We start from the raw sequence: 18,893 nt of genomic DNA, 5'->3' as shown, positions 1-18,893 counted from the left end.
ACATGAGAGCGCCGGATGTCCGTCATCCGGCGTTCTGCTCCCTCAGGCCGCCGCCATCTTTCCGCTGACGGTCTTCAGCACCTGCCAGTACGACGGCGGCCGCGCGACGCAGCCGCGCTCGCGCAGCATCCGGTGCATCTTCGGCAGCCGGAAGTACGGCACCGACGCCATCAGATGATGCTCGACGTGGTAGTTCACGTGGATCGGCGCGACGGTCGCGCGCGCGAGCCAGCCGGCGCGCGTCGTGCGCGTGTTGCGCAGCGGATCGTCGCTCGTCTCGAGGCATGCATGCTCGGCCATCGAGCGGATGCGGATGAAAAGCGGAAACGGCGTCACGTACGCGAGCACCCACACGCCGTACAGCCACGGATGGCCGCTTGCCCATAGCGCGCCGAACAGGATGGCGTTCGTGATCAGCATGCCGGCCGCGGTGCGGAAGAACGCGGCCGGATAGTCCCGCCAGCGGCGGCCCGTCTGCGGCAGGCGCCGGATGTCGTTCGTCAGCGACCACTCGAGCACGCCCGCGTCCATCAGCACGCGGCCGATCAGGAACTTGACGCCCGTGACGCCCGAAAGGTCGCGCAAGCACTTGCGCACGAGCGATGCGCGCGTCGTCGGCAGGCCCGCGACGAGCGACAGATCGGGATCGACGCTCGACGACGTCGTCGCATGATGCGTCAGGTGGTATGGGCGGTACTTGTGCAACTCGTTCCAGATCGGCCGCGCGCACAGCCAGTCGACGAGCACGTCGTTCGCCCAGCGCGCGCGGAACAGCGTGCCGTGCGCGGCGTCGTGCTGGAGGATGCCGAGGCAGAGCTGGCGTCCGGCGATGATCGTCATGCCGGCCGCGAGCGCGAGCGCGAAGCCCCAGGCCGGAAAATGCGCGCGCGCATACGCGAGGCCCGCGAACGCGAGCGCGATCACCGCCCACGTCGAGCCGACCGCCCACGCGCCGCGCCAGTTCGAGCGCACGGTCAGCGCGCGGATCTCGTCGCGGGTGAAGAGGTCGCGGATGCGGATTCTGTCGGTCATGTCGAGGTCTCCTCCGGCCGTTTGTCGCGCCAGTGCTAGTGCAGGTGGCCCGCGATCGCGCCGCGCGCCGCGCCCGGCGCGGACGGCTGCTCGCTGTCGAGGAGCGCGCGCCAGATCCGGTGGCCCGCGCCGACATAGCGCCGCGCGCATTCGATGAACGCCGCGCGCGCGGCGACGTCGACGAACGGCTCCGGCAGCAGCGGATCGAACACGACCTGCCGGATCGCCTTGCCGCCGAGCAGGAACGCCTCGCGCGCGGCGACGTCGAGATCGAGCTCCGGCGCACGCGTGAGCCAGTCTTCGAGCTGCGCGCCGAGCGTGCGATACGTGTCCGACAGCGCTTCGCCGTCCCACAGCGCGCGGATGCGCGCTTCCTGCGCGGCGTCGAAGCCCATCGCGACGAACACGGCCGCCGCCGGCTCGACGCCGAGCTTCGTCAGCCGCCGGCGCACCGAGTCGACATTGCCCGCGATGTTGTCCGGGCGCACGTACAGGCTCTTGTCCCATTCGCGGAAGCCGAGCATCTCGAACGCGCGCTCGCGGCGGGCGAGGGCGGTGCGGTCGACGCGGCCGAGCGAGATGCACGACACCATCAGATACGCGCCGCTCCAGCGGCGCAGCCGCGATTCGACGGTGCGCCACGCGGTCAGCTCCTCGGACAGCTCGACGGCCGACGGCCCGAGCCGGTAGCTGCCGCGCTCCGCGCCTTCGACGAGCGACTCGGCCGCAAGCCGCGCGAGCGCGACGCGCACGCTGTTCTCGGTGAGACCGAACAGCCGGCACGCGATGATCGCCTCGCGCACCTGCAGCGGCTCGCCGTCCTTGGCGACCAGCAAATCGAGGATCAGATGTTTCGCGGTGGGTTGCGTCATGGGGCTTTTCGCGGCTGGCAAACGAAAGGTGATTACTCAGAATTTATTTATATAGAATTTTTAGTAATGTTTCAAGTGAATTGACAGGGGAAATGACGGCGGCCGCGGTGGCCGGCACCGAGCCCGCGCGATCGCAGCCCGATTACTTTCCGGCCCATCAGCCCGCGCCGCCGCCCTCAGCCGCATCGCGCCGCGCGCCGGGCCGATGCCGGTTCCGATACTGAATCGGGCTGCATCCTTGCCCCGCGAGGAACGCATGGCTCAACGCGCTCGCGCTCGCGAAGCCGCATTCGTCGGCGATGTGATCGAGCGTCATCCGGCTCGTGCGCAGCAGGAATGCGGCGAGCTCGACGCGCAGCGCGGCGACGTAGCGCCGCAGCGTGAGCCCGGTCGCGGCCGCGAAGCGCCGCGACAGCGTGCGCTCGCTCATCGCCGCGCGCGCGGCGAGTTCGGCGAGCGTCGGCGGATGCGCGAGCGCGCGCTCGACGCCGTCCTGCACCGCGAGCACCGGCGCATCGCCGTGCCGCTTGTACTGCGCGGCCCACACAGCCATGTGCTCGTACGACGGCAGCGACTGCGTGAGCGCGACCCGCAGCAGCCGCTGCGACACGCCCGCGCCGAAGCAGTAGTCGATCACGTACGCGCACGCATCGACAGCCGGATTGATGCCGCTCACGGTGATGAGCCGCCCGTCGACCACGAGCGGCTTCGACGGCGTATAGCGCACCGCCGGAAAATGCCGCGCGAACAGCGTGCGCTCGCTTGGCAGCCCGGTCGCGCCGCGGCCGTCGAGCAAGCCGGCCTTCGCGAGGAGCGGCGCCGCGTTGAGCCCGACGACGAGCGCGCCCGCCGCATAGCGGCGCTTCAGCCAATCGATGAACACGCGCTCGACCGTGCCGATCTGCTCGTCCGGCATGAATTGCGCGGGGACGATCACGACTTCGTGCGCGTCGGCGTCGCGCAGCGCGGCCGTCGCCGGCACGTCGATGCCGCCGATCGTCGGCACCGGCCGGCCGTCGTGTGACAGGATCGCGATGTCGAACAGCCGGCTGTTCACGACGTCCAGGCTGCGCGCCTTCATCGTGCCGGCGAGCAGCAGCATTTCGTGCGTGAGGAACACATAGCCGCCCAACAGGCGCGGCGGCAGAAGGATCGCGACCCCGGGCCGGCCGGCGTCACGCGGCGGTTTTTTCATGTCAAGAAAATGGCGTTTCGGATCAACGCAGATTGTCCCGGACTTGCTCAAATACCGCAAACAGCCTGTCGCCGACGCCAGCGCGCCGCGCGATTTCCTCACTGGAGACGCCATGATTTCCCGCACCCTCTTCGCCGAAGAGCACGAGCAGTTCCGCGAGTCCGTCCGCCGCTTCATCGAATCCGAGGTGATGCCGCACCACGAGCGCTGGGAGGAGCAGGGCTATGTCGACCGCGAGGTGTGGACGAAGGCGGCCGCGGCGGGCTACCACTGCGCGAGCATGCCGCAAGCGTACGGCGGCGCGGGCGCGGACATCCGCTACAGCGTCGTGCTGTTCGAGGAGATCGCGCGCGCGGGCGCGTCGGGGCTCGGCTTCGGGCTGCATTCGGAGATCGTCGCGCCGTACATCCTCCATTACGGCAGCGAGGCGCTGAAGGCGCGCTACCTGCCGAAGCTCGCGAGCGCCGAGATGATCGGCGCGATCGCGATGACCGAGCCCGGCGCGGGCTCCGACCTGCAAGGCGTGCGCACGACCGCGGTGCGCGACGGCGGTCACTACGTGCTCAACGGCTCGAAGATCTTCATCACGAACGGCTGGCATGCGGACGTCGTGATCGTCGTCGCGCGCACGACGCCCGAGGGCGGCTCGAAGGGCACGAGCCTGTTCGTCGTCGACACGGACATGGCGGGCTTCAGCAAGGGCAAGCGGCTGAAGAAGGTGGGCATGAAGGCGCAGGATACGTCGGAGCTCTTTTTCGACGGCGTGCGCGTGCCCGCCGGGAATCTGCTCGGCGAGGAGAACCGCGGCTTCGTCTATCTGATGCAGGAACTGCCGTGGGAGCGGCTGCAGATCGCGATCAGCGCGATCGCGTCGGCCGAGGCGGCGCTTGCGTGGACGCTCGACTACACGCGCGATCGCCGCGCGTTCGGCCGCGCGGTGATCGACTTCCAGACGAGCCGCCACGCGCTCGCCGAGATGAAGAGTGAGATCCAGATCGGGCGCGTGTTCGTCGACAAATGCATCGAGTTGCAGCTCGCGGGCAAGCTCGACGCGGCGACGGCTTCGATGGCGAAGTACTGGACGACCGAGCTGCAGTTCAAGGTGATCGATCGCTGCGTGCAACTGCACGGCGGCTACGGCTACATGTGGGAATACCCGATCGCGCGCGCATGGGCCGATTCGCGCGTGCAGCAGATCTACGGCGGCACCAACGAAATCATGAAGGAGCTGATCGCGCGCACGCTGTGACGGCGCATGGCGCGCGAAACGGCTCGCCAAACAGCAAGCCGGATGACGCGCCGATCTTCCGAGGTCGATTCGCCTGCCGGCGAGCCGATCGACCGCTCGCCTGAGCGCCCGACGGTGAGGAATCGACCAGCAAGACCCGGCCAGCGAGATCGGCTAGGCCCGACGAGCGCACCCCGGCCGCAGCGTGAAGCGGCCGCCCCGCCCGCCGGCCGAATGCGGCCGCAACCGGCCGTCCTGACAGGCCGTCCTGACAGGCCGTCTCCATCAACTGAAGGAACGATTCATGGAAGCCTACATTTTCGACGCCGTGCGCACGCCGCGCGGCAAAGGCAAGAAGGACGGCAGCCTGCACGGCGTCACGCCGCTCGCGCTCGCCGCAACCGCGCTGCGCGCGATTCGCGATCGCAACGGTCTCGACACGAGCGCCGTCGATGACGTCGTGCTCGGCTGCGTCGAGCCCGTCGGCGAGCAGGGCGCGTGCATCGGCCGCATCGCGGTGCTTGCGGCGGGTTACGCGCAGACGACGGCCGGCGTGCAGGTCAACCGCTTCTGCGCGTCGGGCCTCGAAGCGTGCAACATGGCGGCCGCGCAGGTGATGTCCGGCCAGTCGGACATGGCGATCGGCGGCGGCGTCGAGAGCATGTCGCGCGTGCCGATGGGCGCGAGCGGCGGCGCATGGCCCGTCGATCCGGCCATCGCGATTCCGAGCTACTTCGTGCCGCAGGGCGTATCGGCCGACACGATCGCGACGAAGTGGGGCTACAGCCGCGCCGACGTCGACGCATACGCCGCCGAGAGCCACCGCCGCGCATACGCGGCGACGCAGGCCGGCTGGTTCGCGCGCTCGATCGTGCCGGTGCGCGACGTCAACGGCCTGACGATCCTCGATCGCGACGAGACGATCCGCCCGCAGACGACGTCCGAGACGCTCGCGACGCTCAAGCCTTCGTTCGCCGAGCTGGGCGAGATGTACGGCTTCGACGCGGTGATCCGCCAGCGCTATCCGGAGCTCGAACGCATCGAGCACGTGCACCACGCGGGCAACAGCTCGGGGATCGTCGACGGCGCGTCGGCCGTGCTGATCGGCTCGCTCGAGGCGGGCAAGCGTGCGGGCCTCGCGCCGCGCGCGCGGGTCCGCTCGTTCGCGAGCATCGGCTCGGAGCCGTCGATCATGCTGACGGGGCCGGCCTACGCGGCCGAGAAGGCGCTCAAGCGCGCCGGCATGCGCGCGGCCGACATCGACCTGTACGAGCTGAACGAAGCATTCGCGTCGGTCGTGCTGCGCTTCATGGACGCGATGGCGATTGCGCACGACCGGATCAACGTGAACGGCGGCGCGATCGCGATGGGCCATCCGCTCGGCGCGACGGGCGCGATGATCCTCGGCACGCTGCTCGACGAGCTGGAGCGGCGCGGCGCGGCCACGGGCCTCGCCACCTTGTGCGTCGGCGCCGGCATGGGCACGGCGACCATCATCGAACGGATTTGACGGGGGACGACCATGATCGATTACACGCTCGATGACGACGGCATCGCGACCTTGAGCTGGAACCTGCCGCAGCGCAGCCAGAACGTGCTGAACGGCGAGAGCTGCGAGGCGTTCTTCGCGGCGGCGGCGCGCGCGCTTCAGGACGCGGCGGTGAAGGGGATACTCGTCACGTCGGCGAAGCCCGATTTCATCGCGGGCGGCGACCTCGAATGGCTGCAGGCGAGCGACGATGCCGAGACGCTCTTCGCGCGCACGTGCGAGCTGCACCGCGCGCTGCGCGCGCTCGAGACGGGCGGCAAGCCGGTGGCGATCGCGATGCCGGGCTCGGCGCTCGGCGGCGGGCTCGAGATCGCGCTCGCGGGCCACTACCGCGTCGCGGCCGACACGCCGAGGGCGCGCTTCGGCCTGCCGGAAGTGACGCTCGGCCTGCTGCCGGGCGGCGGCGGCACGCAGCGCCTGCCGCGCCTCGTCGGCATCCAGGCGTCGCTGCCGCTCCTGCTCGAAGGCAAGCGGCTGAAGGCGGCCGACGCGCTGGCCGCGGGCATCCTGCACGCGGTCGTGCCGGCGGGCGAGGAGATCGCGGCCGCGCGCGCGTGGCTGCTCGATGCGAGCAGCCGCACCGCGACGCAGCCGTGGGACGCGAAGGGCTTCAAGATTCCGGGCGGCGCGCTCACGCATCCGTCCGTCCAGCAGGTGTTCATGGCGGCGAACGCGCTCGCGCGGCAGAAGACCTACGGCAATTATCCGGCCGTCGCGAGCATCCTGTCGTGCGTGTACGAAGGGCTGCTGACCGATCTCGACACGGGCCTGAAGACCGAGGCGCGCTATTTCGTGAAGGCGGTGCTGTCGCCGCAAGCGAAGGCGATGATCCGCACGCTGTTCTTCGGGATGAACGAAGCGAACAAGCTCGCCGCGCGGCCGGCCGGCGTGCCGGCGCAGCGCTACCGGAAGATCGGCGTGCTCGGCGCGGGGATGATGGGCGCGGGCATCGCGTACGTGAGCGCGAAGGCGGGGCTCGACGTCGTGCTGATCGACACGAGCGAAGAGGCGGCCGCGCGCGGCAAGGACTATTCGCGCAAGCTCGTCGACAAACAGGTGCAGCGCGGCCGGCTCGCGCAGGAAAAGGCCGACGCGCTGCTTGCGAGGATCGCGCCGACGACAGATTTCGCGCGGCTCGACGGCGCGGAGCTCGTGATCGAGGCGGTGTTCGAGGATCGCGCGATCAAGGCCGACGTGACGCGCAAGAGCGAAGCGGTGCTCGCGCCCGATGCGCTCTTCGCGTCGAACACGTCGACGCTGCCGATCACGGGGCTCGCGCAGGCGAGCGCGCGGCCGGCGAACTTCATCGGCCTGCATTTCTTCTCGCCGGTGGAGAAGATGCCGCTTGTCGAAGTGATCGTCGGCCGGGAGACGAGCGAGGCGACGCTCGCGCGCGCGCTCGATTACGTGAAAGCGATCGGGATGACGCCGATCGTCGTCAACGATTCGCGCGGCTTCTACACGAGCCGCGTGTTCTCGACCTACGTGCTCGAAGGGCTCGCGATGCTCGCCGAGGGCGTCGCGCCCGCGCTGATCGAGAACGCCGGGCTGCTCGCCGGGATGCCCGTCGGCCCGCTCGCGCTGACCGACGAGGTGTCGAGCGAGCTGATCCACAAGATCACGAAGCAGACGCGCGCCGATCTCGGCGACGCGTACGCCGCGCGGCCGGGCGAGGACGTGGCCGCGAGAATGGTCGAGCTCGGCCGGCTCGGCCGCAAGGCGGGGCTCGGCTATTACGACTATCCGGCGACGGGCGGCAGGAAGGCGCTGTGGCCGGGGCTCGCGCGCGAGTTTCCGGTCGCGGCCGAGCAGCCCGACGTGACGGCGCTGATCGAGCGGCTCGTGACGGTGCAGGCGGTCGAGACCGCGCGCTGCCTCGAAGAGCGCGTGCTGATGACGGCGCGCGACGCGGATGTCGGCGCGATTCTCGGCTGGGGCTTCCCGGCGTTCCGCGGCGGGCCGGTGTCGCACATTCACGGCGTCGGGGTGGACGCGTTCGTCGCGACGTGCGATCGTCTCGCAGCGCGGTACGGTGCGCGCTTCGCCGCGCCGGCGCTGTTGCGCGAGATGGCGGCGCAGGGGCAGAGTTTCTACTGAGCGGGGTCGCGCGAAGCGCGCGGTGTTCGTGGCGCGTTGGGCTGCGCGCCGCGTAGCGCGGCGCCACGCCAAAGACATCGAACCTCACGGGAGCGGGCATGGGCCCTTTGCACGGAATCCGAATCGTCGAAATCGCCGGCATCGGTCCGGCGCCGTTCTGCGGGATGCTGCTTGCCGACATGGGCGCGGACGTGATCCTCGTCGAGCGCACGGCCGGCCGCGACGGCGATCCTCTCGACCTCGGCCGCCACGCGATCTTCAATCGCGGCAAGCGCTCGCTCGCGCTCGACCTGAAGCAGCCGGAGGCGATCGATGCGGTGCTGCGGCTCGCCGAGGGCGCCGACGCACTGATCGAAGGAATGCGCCCCGGCGTGATGGAGCGGCTCGGGCTCGGCCCCGACGCGTGCTTCGCGCGCAATCCGAAGCTCGTCTACGGACGGATGACGGGCTGGGGGCAGGATGGGCCGCTCGCGCACGCGGCGGGCCACGACATCAACTACATCGGCCTGTCCGGCGCGCTCTGGTACGCGGGGCAGCCGGGCGACGCGCCGCTCGCGCCGCCGACGCTCGTCGGCGATCTCGGCGGCGGCGCGCTGTATCTCGCGATCGGCGTGCTCGCGGGCATTGTCGACGCGCGCCTGCGCGGGCAGGGGCAAGTCGTCGACGCGGCGATCGTCGACGGCAGCGCGAATCTGATGAACCTGCTGCTGTCGATTCACGCGGCGGGCTTCATGCCGATGGCGCGCGGCCAGGGCTTGCTCGACGGCCCGCACTGGTACGGCAGCTATCGCTGCGCGTGCGGCGGCCATGTCAGCGTCGGCGCGCTGGAGCCGCAGTTCTACGCGCTGCTCGTGGACAAGCTCGATCTCGCCGGCGACGAGGATTTCCGGCATCCGTACGATGCGAGCCGCTGGCCCCGGCTGCGCGCGCGGCTCGCGGAAATTTTCGCGAGCCGGCCGCGCGCGCATTGGGTCGAGCTGATGGAGGGCACCGACGTCTGTTTCGCGCCGGTGCTGAGCCCGGTCGAAGCGAAGTCGCATCCGCATCTGGCGGCGCGCGGCGTCTATGCGGAGCGCGACGGCGTGCTGCAGGCGGCGCCGGCGCCGCGGTTTTCCGGCTCGCCGAACGCGCGGCCCGGCGCGGTGCCGCGGCGCGGCGCGGACAGCGCCGCGATCCTGCGCGAAGCGGGGTTCGCGGAAGACGAGATCGCGGCGTTCGTCGCGAAAGGATGACTCGCCGGGCGCGTGAAGCCGCTTCGCGCGATCGGTCTGCCTCGGGCGGCGCGTTTCGTTACAGCGCTCGCCCCTCGCCCGCTCATTTTCCGCCGGCAGTCGGCAGCGGATTCCATTGCCTGAGTGCGCGCTCCTTCGCCGGCCCGTTCTTCTCGATCCATGCGCTCACTTCGTTGCCGACCGCGCGCCCGTATTCGCGATGCGAGTAGATCGCGCCCGCGCCCGCGCCGTCGACGAGCGCGATGCGCGTGAACACCGCTTCGATGAAATCGCGCGTCGGGAACGCGACCGAGATGAAGTATTCGGCCGGCTTGCCGCGCGCGGCCGGCACCGCGTTGACCTTCAGGATCAACGCGCCGTTCTGCTTGTAGAGCCCGAGCACGGAATCCGCGATCGAGGCGAGCCCGTCGGCCGTCGTCGCGTCCGGGTAGCGCACGAGCGTGATCATCGTGCGCCATGTCGACAGATCGTCCTCGCCCTTCGGCGTGTATTCGAGCCGATTGCCGGTGGCGTCGCGCTGGAAGAAATCGACGCCGTCGAACGTCAGCGTCTTGCCGGCAGGCGCGGCGTGGGCGGCGGAAGCGATGCACGTCATGGACGCGACGAACGCCAGGGCGAGCCAGGCCCGGATGATGCGCATGGGGTGATCCTCGTGGTTGGGTCGAAGCATCGGCGGCCGTCTTCGGCGCGGCCGCACACCCGGACTGTAGCCGAATCGCTTCGATCGTGACGCGCAACCTGCCGCTTATCGAGGATGCCGCGCGGCGAGACGCTGCATGACCGCCGCCACGATGCGATCGCAATCGCCGCCGCCGAACTCGAATACGTCGTGCTCGACGAGATCGATCTCGCGTGCGAGCGCTTCGCGCGGAAATGGCGGCTGCGCACCGTTGCCTCGGGAATGCCGAGGCAACGCGCGGTTTCGTCGACGCTCAGCTCTTCGACCGAACGCAGCACGAACACGATCCGAAACGCATGCGGCAACTGCTCGAGTTGCTGCTCGAGCAGGCCGCGCAGCTCAGCGCGCGCCGCGGCCTGATACGAAGGGTCGGGATCGCGCGCGCTCAGCGCATCGATAAATGACGGACAGGCGGTGCGCGAAAACGGGACCCGATGCGGCAGGCGTTTTCGCGCATCGTGACGACATAGATGTCGCGTGTCGCTGCCACGTTCCGGCGCGGGGAAATCGATCGACGCGGCGCGACGGACGGCGGGACGATGCGCGTCGCGCAATGGCGCACGCAATGCGCGCCGGCTTGCGCCCGCTAGTGCCGCATCGTTCCGCTCCATCCGTGCATGCCGCCGCCGTGCGGCGGTCCGTGATGGAAACCCCCGCCCATCGGCGGGCCGATGTGGCTCGGCGTCATCGGATGAAAATGATGGAACCGGTGGAAGTGGTGAAAGCGATCGACGAAGACGAAAGTCGTGCCGCCGACGACGAAGAAAGGCGTGCTCCAGTACCACGGATCGGAGTACGGATACTCGGCGATCGGATACCACATCACGCTGCCGTCGTCGTTCTCGACGAGCCGCCAGGTTCCGTCACTTTGCAGGCAGGCGCGGCCGACGACTTGCTGCATCGTGCCGTCGATTTCCGCCTGTCCGGCGATCGCCCGGCAGTGCGACGTGTCGATCGACGCGGTCGTTCCGTCATAGGTTTGCGCGCACGCGGAGACGGACACGCCTGCGCAAATCAGCGCAGCGGCGCAACGAATCAGCTCGTTCATGATAGGGCTCTGAATGGACACCCCGAAATATCGACGCGCGGCACATCGGCCGGCGTCGTCCTGCATGTCGCTGTTTGTCGATAGGTGCGAGCGGCTGCGGCATGGGCGAAACATCGCTTCCGCGAAACGCCTGACGCTCGACCTGTAAACGAACGGACGTGCCGCGCTATTCCATGATGAGGCGCGAGAAGAAGGCGAAGCGCAAATTGCACTCCGGCGCAAGAATTGTGTTGAATTGTCGCGGCGGTTGATCGTTTCCCGCATCTGCCTGACAATCCGGTTCGCCTGGCTGGTTGTGTCAATTCGAATTCCGCTTAAAAAAACCGAGGAAACCATGCCTTACGTCTCCACCCATTATTCGAGCAATGCCGACGCGCCGGTCGGCCGCTGGACCTGCGCGCCCACGTCGAAGCTCGCGCCATTCGACAAGGCGCCGTCCGGCAGCGTTACGTCCGGCCGCGATCTCTGCGGGCAATGCGTGTCGTACGTGAAACGGGTCTGCCCGACGCTGCCGCTCACCGCGCAGTGGCGCAAGGGCACGGCGGTGAAGGGGAACGCGTCGATCGTCGCGGGCACCGTGATCGCGACATTCAACGCGGCCGGCAAGTACGACGGCCACGCGGCCATCTACGTCAGCCAGTCGAAGGACGGCGGCATCCTCGTCTACGACCAGTTCGTCACGCCGCCCACGCCGCAACCGGTTCAGCAACGGCGCCTGCGCTGGGGCGCGCATGGCCGGTCGAACAACGGAGACAATTTTTATGTCGTGGAGTAAGGCAGCCTGCGCATTGCTCGCGGTGTCGTTTTTCGGGTGCGCGGGCGCGTTCGGCACGACGGGCGTGTCCGGCGCGAGCGCGGAAGTGTGCCCGGTGCGGGCGCAGAGCCCGCTGCAATACGTCGACGTGTTCGACGGCGCGCCGAGCGACCTCGCGACGCTGATTCCCGATGACGCCGGCGAGCGGAAAGGGCATTGGGCGCTGGGTTACGTGTACGACGCGGGACGCTACGTGACGGTCCGCTGCAAGTACGCGGACGGCCAGACGAAGGACGTCAGGCTCGCCGGGCGGGTGAATCGCTGCGATTACCGGATCGACGACAAGAAGACGCTGAAAGTGATGTGCAAATGACCGTCGCGTGATGCACGGCGGCCGCTTCGCCGAGATTGTCCGCGCGCCCGACAATGCGTTCGCGCCCTCGCTCGACACCGCGAGCGCATCGGACGAAACTTGCACGTTCGCCGTGCCCCGCCCGTCAGATCTGCGCGTCTAGCGCTCGCGCGACGGCCGCCTCGCCGACGCTATCCGCCCGCCCGACGACCGCATAGTTGAACCCGCGCACCGATCCGTAGCGCGCGAGCAGCGCGCCGTCGACGCGCCTTCCTGCCGCGAGCAGCCGATTCGCCGATTCGGGCGGCCGCACGTAGAAACTCAGCGTGCGCCCGGCCGCATCCTCGTACAGCACCATCGCGGCCGTACCGCGCTCGGTCGCGAACAACCGCCCGCCGACGGGCGCGAAGCCCGCGCCGCTCAGATCCGGCAACCGCACCGATGCGCCGACCTCGCGCGCAACCCACGCCTGCAATTCGCCCGGCTGCTTCTGCACGACGTCGGCGCGCGCGCTGCGGTCGACAACCATCAGTCTGTACGCGGCGACGGCGTCGCTCATCGGCGCGGCGGGCGCGCCGTTCCAGCCGTGCGCCTGCCAGCCGCCCACCGCGCCGAGCCCGACGCACAGCACGAGCGACGCAGCCACAGCGAGCCGCGCACGCGCACGTTCGGCGCGGCGCGCGCGCAACGCGGCGGGATCGAGTGCCGCCGTCGGCGCGGGCACCGCGACCGAATCGAGCGCCGCGCGCAACTGCTGCGCATCCTGCCGCCAGCGCCGAACCTGCGCCGCGCGCGCCGGATGCAGCACGAGCCAGCGCTCGACGGCCGCGCGCGCATCGGCGTCGAGCCGGCCGTCGACATAGGCGTGAAGATCGTGTTCGTCGGGGGGAATGTTCATCTCATCAAACGCAGCGAAGGAGCGGAAATCTCGCCGTCGCCGAGCGTGCGCAGCGCCTGCCGCGCGCGCGACAGCCGCGACATCACGGTGCCGATCGGGATGTCGAGCAGCTCGGCGACTTCCTGATAGCTGAACCCCTCGACGGCCACGAGCAGCAGCAAACTGCGCTGCTCCGTCGACAGTCGGCCGAACGCGTCGAGCATCGAGCGGGCGATCGCGTGATCCTCGGCGGATGGCCATTGCGGCTCGTCGTCGCCCTTGATCCGGCCGAGCAGCCACGCGTGGCGCTTCGCGCGGCGCGTCGCGTCGACGAACTGCCGGTACAGGATCGTGAAGAGCCAACTGCGCAGCGCCGAAGCGTCGCTGCGCGTCGACCAGCGCGACAGCGCGCGCTCGAGCGTCGATTGCACGAGATCGTCGGCGCTGTGAACGTCGCGGGTCAGCCAGAGCGCGAAGCGGCGCAGTCGAGGCAACAGTTCGCGCAGTTGGTCGTCGAGATCGGCGGGAGGCATGGCGGGTCGGATCGAATGCCGTCGTGAGCGTGGATTCAATGCGTGAGACGCTCGATCGTCGAGGGTTATTCCACGCGTCGGCAAAAAATATTTTTCGATGGAATAAACCGGACGGCGGTCCGTCATACGCGCGTTCGACACATGGCCTGACGGTCGGGAGCGTACACGATGGAACATCCTTCAACACCGCCGGCCGGGCCGGCGCGCGGCCTCTGGCGGTGGGCGCTGATCGGCGGCGTGGTGGCGGCACTCGCGGCGTCGTTCGGCTACGTCGGCGGCTGGCTCGCGCCGCACCGGCTGACGCCGCAGCGACTCGTCGACGCGTTGCAGCGCAATAGCGGCCTGCATCCGGGCTACCGGCGCAATCACGCGAAAGGCGTGTGCGTGACGGGCTATTTCGAAGGCAACGGCGCGGCGAGCGCGCATTCGACCGCGCCCTTTTTCGCGGCGGTGCGCACGCCGGTGGTCGGGCGCTTCGCGCTGCCGGGCGGCAATCCGTACGCGCCGGACAACAGCGTGCCGATCCGCAGCCTCGCGCTGCGCCTGACCGCGCCCGACGGCGAGCAATGGCGCATGGGAATGAACAGCATGCCGGTGTTTCCGGTCGCGACGCCGCGTGCGTTCTACGAACAGACGGTGGCGGGCCGGCCCGATCCGAAGACGGGCAAGCCCGACCCGGCGAAGCTGAAGGCGTTCTTCGACGCGCATCCGGAGACGGCCGCGTTCCGCGCGTGGGCGAAGACGGCGAAGCCGAGCGCGAGCTACGTCACCGAGACGTATTACAGCCTGAACGCGTTCTATCTTGTCGATGCGGCGGGAAGGCGGCAGGCGGTGCGGTGGCGCGTCGCGCCGGAACAGACGGCCGAGGCGGGCGATGTCGCGAAGGCCGGCGATTCGAACGTGCTGCAGGAGGACCTGACGCGGCGCATCGGCTCCGGGCCGCAGCGCTGGCATTTGCTGCTCACGCTGGCGGAGCCGGGCGACCCCGTCGACGACGCGACGCGCACATGGCCCGCGAATCGCACGACGATCGATGCGGGCACGCTCGTGCTCGATCGCGTGGAGGCGCAGGACAGCGGCGCGTGCCGCGACGTCAACTACGACCCGACGATCCTGCCCGACGGCATCCGAGCGTCGGGCGACCCGCTGCTCGCCGCGCGCTCGGCCGCGTATGCGGATTCGTATCTGCGCCGCACGAGCGAAGAGGCCGGGATACCCGGCGCTGCGCATCCGCTTTCGGAGAAACGATGATGAAGACTACGTTCAACCCTCTCGCGCGGCTGCTGCATTGGGTGATGGCGGCGATGATCGTCTCGATGTTCTTTATTGGCGCGGGGATGGTGGCGCCGGTGTCGGGGTGGCATGCGGTGCTGATCGCGATTCACAAGCCGCTTGGTGTGGCGGTGCTGGTGCTGGCTTGCGTGCGGGTGGTGGTGCGGTTGAGTTCTCGGCCGCCGGCGTTGCCGGCGGATTTGCCGGGGTGGCAGAAGCTCGCGGCGCATGGGTCGCATCTCGCGCTGTATGCGTTGATGATCGCGATGCCGTTGGTCGGGTGGGCGATGCTGTCGGCGGGCGGGTATCCGGTGACGTTGGGCGGCGGCGTGCGATTGCCGTCGATTGTGCCTGCCGATCCGGTTTGGTTTGCTTGGCTGCGGCATGCGCATCGGTGGCTGGCTTATTTGTTCTTTGCGACGTTTCTCGCGCATTTTGCCGCCGCGCTTTATCACGGGGTGATTCGGCGGGATGGGGTGTTGAGGGCGATGGTGGGGAGGTGACGGCGGTGATTACAGGCGTGGCGGTTTTTGAGCAGAGCCTGAAGTACGGGGCGTGCGCAGGGAAATACTGCCATTTTGGCTGGGAAGCGATTCAGTCGAATCCAGAAAACCAACGGACTTTCAAAGGGGCCTTTTGGTGTACCCTTTGCCCCGATTTTTAGTGCTTACGTATGCCGGATAACAAGTTAGTTTTTGAACTCGTCAAAAAATGACGTGTCGACGGCAAAAGTTTGTACGGGTTTCAGTCCTAGCTCCAACTGTTCCAGCATATCGACAAGCTTTTCGCCATCGATAAGCTCGATTGGCGGGACGCCGTCGCGAGCTGCTTCGCGACGTGCTTCCGCCGTAAATGTTCCAGTCGTGATGATGATGCCTTTGTCAGTCCGGCCTGACATTGCTCCGCGAAAATCACGAACTTGTGACGGGGGCACGGATTTTGCGTAGCGTTTGCATTGGAATAGAACTTTAAACGAGACGAGTGGATTAACCTGGAGTGTGCCATATCCATCTATGCCTCCGTCACCGCTACTCCCTGTTACAACCACTTGTACAAAGCCGGCTTCGCGAAGAAGCCTCTGGGACAATCGTTCGAACCCCGACGCCGGCAGATTTTTAAGTAACTGAATGAGCTCGTAGCGATAGTCACTTGTGGCCGCAGCCGCGGGTTCTGAGGCCTCAACTGAGATAGCTCCGAGCTACCAGCTTTCGCTCGCCGCTCCTCTCCGAAAATGCGATTCCATTTTGTAGCAATGCTACGGGCCTGATCAATCGAAAGGGCCGTGCGACGACCGGCCTCTGTGAGCGCCCAGACCCCGCGCTTTGACGAGTCGACCAATCCCTCTCGCACTAGGTAGAGTCGTGCCCATCGTATCCGGTTGCGAAAACGCCCTTCCCCTGACGGCAGGATTTCATTTTGCACATCATCTGAAATATTGAGATCTCGCGCAATACGTTCCACAACTTTTTTCTTTTGCCATTTTCATATATATTCCGAAATTGGAGGGCCTGTGCCTTCTCGCTGCATTTTAAAGGATATTAAATTTTCAGTGGGTATGCGCTGGGAGTGAGCTATTAAAAAAGACCCATAAATTTCTCAATTTATGGGTCCATTTTTCTCAGGTTATGCGTCTATCTACAGACAGCCTCAAACATCAATATTCCCCGCCCTCAGCGCATTATTCTCGATAAACGCCCTGCGCGGCTCGACCTCATCCCCCATCAACGTGGTAAAGATCCCGTCTGCCGCAATCGCATCCTCGATCTGCACGCGCAGCAACCGCCGCACCGCCGGGTCCATCGTCGTTTCCCATAGCTGCTCGGGGTTCATCTCGCCCAACCCCTTATACCGCTGCTTGGACATGTTCCGCTCGGCGTCGGCCATCAGCCACTTCATCGCTTCCTTGAAGTCCGACACGTTCGAGCCCCGCTCCCCGCGCTTGATCGCCGCCCCCGCGCCGATCAAGCCCTTGAACGTATTCGCGGTGTTCACGAGCTGCTGATAATCGGCCGTGTGCTGGAACTCCTCGTCGATCACCGACACGCGCACGTTGCCGTGATGCGTGCGCTCGACGCGCAGCGAGCGCTGCTCGCGCACCGCATCGTAAGCCGGCACGACGCGCACCTCGGTCTTCGAGTCGTCGGACAGCATGGCGGCGAGCGCCTTCGCCGACGCCTCCGTCGACGCCTCGCTCGACAGATCGATCGCCACGCCGTCCATGACCGCCTCGAGCGCGGCCGGGTCGTACAGGCGGCTCAGCCGCTCCACCACGCCCTGCGCCAGCAGATACGAACGCGCGAGCTCGCCGAGCGCGTCGCCCGAGATCGGCGTGCCGTTCTCGGCCGGCACGAGCTCCGAGCCCTGCAGCGCGAGGCGCAGCATGTGCGCGTTCAGCTCGGCGTCGTCCTTCAGGTAGCGCTCGTCGCGGCCCGCCTTCACCTTGTAAAGCGGCGGCTGCGCGATGTACACGTAGCCGCGCTCGATCATCTCCGGCATCTGCCGGTAGAAGAACGTCAGCAGCAGCGTGCGGATGTGCGCGCCGTCGACGTCCGCGTCGGTCATGATGATGATGCGGTGATAGCGCAGCTTCTCGAGGTTGTAGTCGTCCTTGCCGATCCCGCAGCCCAGCGCGGTCACGAGCGTGACGATCTGCTCGGACGACAGCAGCTTGTCATAGCGCGCCTTCTCGACGTTCAGCACCTTGCCGCGCAGCGGCAGGATCGCCTGGAACTTGCGGTCGCGCCCCTGCTTCGCCGAGCCGCCCGCCGAGTCGCCCTCGACGATGTAGATTTCCGACTTCGCCGGATCCTTCTCCTGGCAGTCCGCGAGCTTGCCCGGCAGGCCCACGCCGTCGAGCACGCCCTTGCGGCGCGTCATCTCGCGCGCCTTGCGCGCGGCATCCCGCGCGCGCGCCGCTTCGACGATCTTGCTGCAGATGATCTTCGCGTCGTTCGGCGTCTCGAGCAGGAACTCCTCGAGCGCCTTCGCGACCACTTCCTCCACCGGCGCGCGCACTTCGGACGAAACCAGCTTGTCCTTCGTCTGCGAACTGAACTTCGGCTCCGGCACCTTCACCGACAGCACGCACGACAGCCCCTCGCGCATGTCGTCGCCGCTCGTCTCGACCTTCGCCTTCTTCGCGATTTCGTTGTCGGCGATGTACTTGTTGATGACGCGCGTCATCGCCGCGCGCAGGCCGGTCAAGTGCGTGCCGCCGTCGCGCTGCGGGATGTTGTTCGTGAAGCACAGCACGTTCTCGTTGTAGCTGTCGTTCCACTGCATCGCCACTTCCACGCCGACGCCGTCCTTCTCGCCGTTGACGTGGAAGATCGTCGGGTGCAGCACGCTCTTCGTTTTGTTGATGTACTCGACGAAGCCCTTTACGCCGCCCGCGAACGCGAAATCGTCTTCCTTGCCGGAGCGCAGGTCGGTCAGGCGAATGCGCACGCCGTTGTTCAGGAACGACAGCTCGCGGATGCGCTTCGCGAGGATGTCGTAATGGTATTCAACGGTGCCGAAGATCGTCGGATCGGCCATGAAGTGCACTTCGGTGCCGCGGTTCTCGGTGTCGCCGATCACCTGCATCGGCGACACCTGCTCGCCGTCGAGCTCTTCGAGCATGCGGTTCTGCGCGATGCCGCGATGGAATTCCATGAAGTGCTTCTTGCCGTCGCGGCGCACGGTGAGGCGCAGCCAGCTCGACAGCGCGTTCACGCACGACACGCCGACGCCGTGCAGGCCGCCCGACACCTTGTAGCTGTTCTGGTCGAACTTGCCGCCCGCGTGCAGCTCGGTCATCACGATTTCGGCGGCCGAGCGCTTCGGCTCGTGCTTGTCGTTGAGCTTGACGTCGGTCGGGATGCCGCGGCCGTTGTCCGTCACGGAGATCGAATTGTCCGCGTGAATGGTCACGCGGATGTCGTTGCAGTAACCGGCGAGCGCCTCGTCGATCGAGTTGTCGAGCACCTCGAACACGAGGTGATGCAGACCGGTGCCGTCCGACGTGTCGCCGATGTACATCCCGGGTCGCTTGCGCACCGCTTCCAGGCCTTCGAGGATCTGGATCGACGACGCGCCGTAGCTATTTTCGGGCTGCGAATTGTGCTGTTCAGTCATGGGTGTCTTCCGGTTCTGCTGGGCTACTCGAGTGGCGGCGCGGTGCTTCTGCCGAAA

General features: G+C 67.5%; 17 protein-coding genes and 1 pseudogene. 8 read left to right on the top strand and 10 right to left on the bottom strand.

The window, feature by feature from the left end; genetic code table 11:
• Nucleotides 1-42: 42 nt before the first annotated feature.
• The 3 genes from WS92_RS28665 to WS92_RS28655 all read right to left on the bottom strand — a co-directional run bounded on the left by WS92_RS28665 (nt 43) and on the right by WS92_RS28655 (nt 3,099).
• A complete protein-coding gene (locus WS92_RS28665) occupies nt 43-1,032 on the bottom strand; it encodes a fatty acid desaturase family protein (protein ID WP_006024031.1) in 990 nt (329 codons plus the stop codon).
• 35 nt (nt 1,033-1,067) lie between these two features.
• A complete protein-coding gene (locus tag WS92_RS28660) occupies nt 1,068-1,904 on the bottom strand; it encodes a PaaX family transcriptional regulator C-terminal domain-containing protein (protein WP_059933067.1) in 837 nt (278 codons plus the stop codon).
• 157 nt (nt 1,905-2,061) lie between these two features.
• Entirely contained in the window at nt 2,062-3,099 is a 1,038-nt protein-coding gene (locus tag WS92_RS28655) for a GlxA family transcriptional regulator (RefSeq protein WP_059933065.1), read from the bottom strand.
• Between the two features lie 112 nt (nt 3,100-3,211).
• Between WS92_RS28655 and WS92_RS28650 the strand changes: the two genes are divergently transcribed.
• The 4 genes from WS92_RS28650 to WS92_RS28635 all read left to right on the top strand — a co-directional run bounded on the left by WS92_RS28650 (nt 3,212) and on the right by WS92_RS28635 (nt 9,205).
• Nucleotides 3,212-4,348 (top strand): acyl-CoA dehydrogenase family protein, encoded by a 1,137-nt coding sequence (locus WS92_RS28650; RefSeq protein WP_006024035.1) that lies wholly within the window; start codon nt 3,212-3,214, stop codon nt 4,346-4,348.
• A gap of 283 nt (nt 4,349-4,631) precedes the next feature.
• Entirely contained in the window at nt 4,632-5,837 is a 1,206-nt protein-coding gene (locus tag WS92_RS28645) for an acetyl-CoA C-acetyltransferase (protein WP_059933063.1), read from the top strand.
• Between the two features lie 12 nt (nt 5,838-5,849).
• A complete protein-coding gene (locus WS92_RS28640; RefSeq protein WP_059933061.1) occupies nt 5,850-7,973 on the top strand; it encodes a 3-hydroxyacyl-CoA dehydrogenase NAD-binding domain-containing protein in 2,124 nt (707 codons plus the stop codon).
• A gap of 98 nt (nt 7,974-8,071) precedes the next feature.
• Nucleotides 8,072-9,205 (top strand): CaiB/BaiF CoA transferase family protein, encoded by a 1,134-nt coding sequence (locus tag WS92_RS28635; RefSeq protein ID WP_006024038.1) that lies wholly within the window; start codon nt 8,072-8,074, stop codon nt 9,203-9,205.
• A gap of 82 nt (nt 9,206-9,287) precedes the next feature.
• Here the strand turns inward: WS92_RS28635 and WS92_RS28630 are convergent, their stop codons facing one another.
• From WS92_RS28630 to WS92_RS28620, 3 genes and pseudogenes are all read right to left on the bottom strand, one after another.
• Nucleotides 9,288-9,845, bottom strand: a complete 558-nt coding sequence (locus WS92_RS28630) for a hypothetical protein (RefSeq protein ID WP_009910881.1) — start codon at nt 9,843-9,845, stop codon at nt 9,288-9,290.
• A 105-nt stretch (nt 9,846-9,950) separates the two neighbouring features.
• A pseudogene (locus WS92_RS35350) lies at nt 9,951-10,225 on the bottom strand (sigma factor-like helix-turn-helix DNA-binding protein); the annotation flags it as partial.
• 245 nt (nt 10,226-10,470) lie between these two features.
• The gene (locus WS92_RS28620; RefSeq protein ID WP_043281889.1) at nt 10,471-10,932 is read right to left on the bottom strand and encodes a hypothetical protein; all 462 of its coding nucleotides are present in this window, start codon (nt 10,930-10,932) and stop codon (nt 10,471-10,473) included.
• A gap of 334 nt (nt 10,933-11,266) precedes the next feature.
• Between WS92_RS28620 and WS92_RS28615 the strand changes: the two genes are divergently transcribed.
• Nucleotides 11,267-11,707 carry a BPSL0067 family protein gene (locus WS92_RS28615; RefSeq protein ID WP_009910885.1) on the top strand — a complete coding sequence of 147 codons (441 nt, stop codon included), beginning with the start codon at nt 11,267-11,269 and terminating at the stop codon, nt 11,705-11,707.
• Nucleotides 11,694-12,059: an STY0301 family protein gene (locus tag WS92_RS28610; RefSeq protein ID WP_043281890.1), complete on the top strand. Its 366-nt coding sequence runs from the start codon at nt 11,694-11,696 to the stop codon at nt 12,057-12,059. The genes WS92_RS28615 and WS92_RS28610 overlap by 14 nt, the downstream gene beginning before the upstream one ends.
• A 124-nt stretch (nt 12,060-12,183) precedes the next feature.
• Here WS92_RS28610 and WS92_RS28605 read toward each other — a convergent pair whose 3' ends face one another.
• Nucleotides 12,184-12,936 (bottom strand): anti-sigma factor family protein, encoded by a 753-nt coding sequence (locus WS92_RS28605; protein WP_059933057.1) that lies wholly within the window; start codon nt 12,934-12,936, stop codon nt 12,184-12,186.
• Nucleotides 12,933-13,448: an RNA polymerase sigma factor gene (locus WS92_RS28600; protein ID WP_059933055.1), complete on the bottom strand. Its 516-nt coding sequence runs from the start codon at nt 13,446-13,448 to the stop codon at nt 12,933-12,935. The genes WS92_RS28605 and WS92_RS28600 overlap by 4 nt, the downstream gene beginning before the upstream one ends.
• 168 nt (nt 13,449-13,616) lie before the next feature.
• On the opposite strand from WS92_RS28600, the gene WS92_RS28595 reads away from it, so the two are divergent.
• Both WS92_RS28595 and WS92_RS28590 read left to right on the top strand, forming a co-directional pair.
• Nucleotides 13,617-14,699, top strand: coding sequence for a catalase family peroxidase (locus WS92_RS28595; protein WP_006024047.1), 1,083 nt, complete (start codon nt 13,617-13,619; stop codon nt 14,697-14,699).
• Nucleotides 14,696-15,223: a cytochrome b gene (locus WS92_RS28590; RefSeq protein ID WP_059933053.1), complete on the top strand. Its 528-nt coding sequence runs from the start codon at nt 14,696-14,698 to the stop codon at nt 15,221-15,223. Before WS92_RS28595 ends, WS92_RS28590 begins: the two co-directional genes overlap by 4 nt.
• A 185-nt stretch (nt 15,224-15,408) precedes the next feature.
• Here the strand turns inward: WS92_RS28590 and WS92_RS33715 are convergent, their stop codons facing one another.
• Together WS92_RS33715 and gyrB are read right to left on the bottom strand one after the other, a co-directional pair.
• On the bottom strand, nt 15,409-15,807 hold the full coding sequence (locus WS92_RS33715) for a restriction endonuclease (protein WP_197420771.1): 399 nt from the start codon (nt 15,805-15,807) through the stop codon (nt 15,409-15,411).
• A 560-nt stretch (nt 15,808-16,367) separates the two neighbouring features.
• Complete coding sequence (gyrB, locus tag WS92_RS28580; RefSeq protein WP_059933049.1) at nt 16,368-18,836, bottom strand: DNA topoisomerase (ATP-hydrolyzing) subunit B; 2,469 nt, start codon at nt 18,834-18,836, stop codon at nt 16,368-16,370.
• Between the last annotated feature and the right edge of the window lie 57 nt (nt 18,837-18,893).

It is taken from the genome of Burkholderia sp. MSMB1588 (assembly GCF_001546925.1).
In the GTDB taxonomy this organism is placed as follows: Bacteria; Pseudomonadota; Gammaproteobacteria; order Burkholderiales; family Burkholderiaceae; genus Burkholderia; species Burkholderia humptydooensis.
The sequence above is the reverse complement of the archived record's forward strand: the minus strand, read 5'-3'. Positions and strand labels throughout refer to the sequence as shown.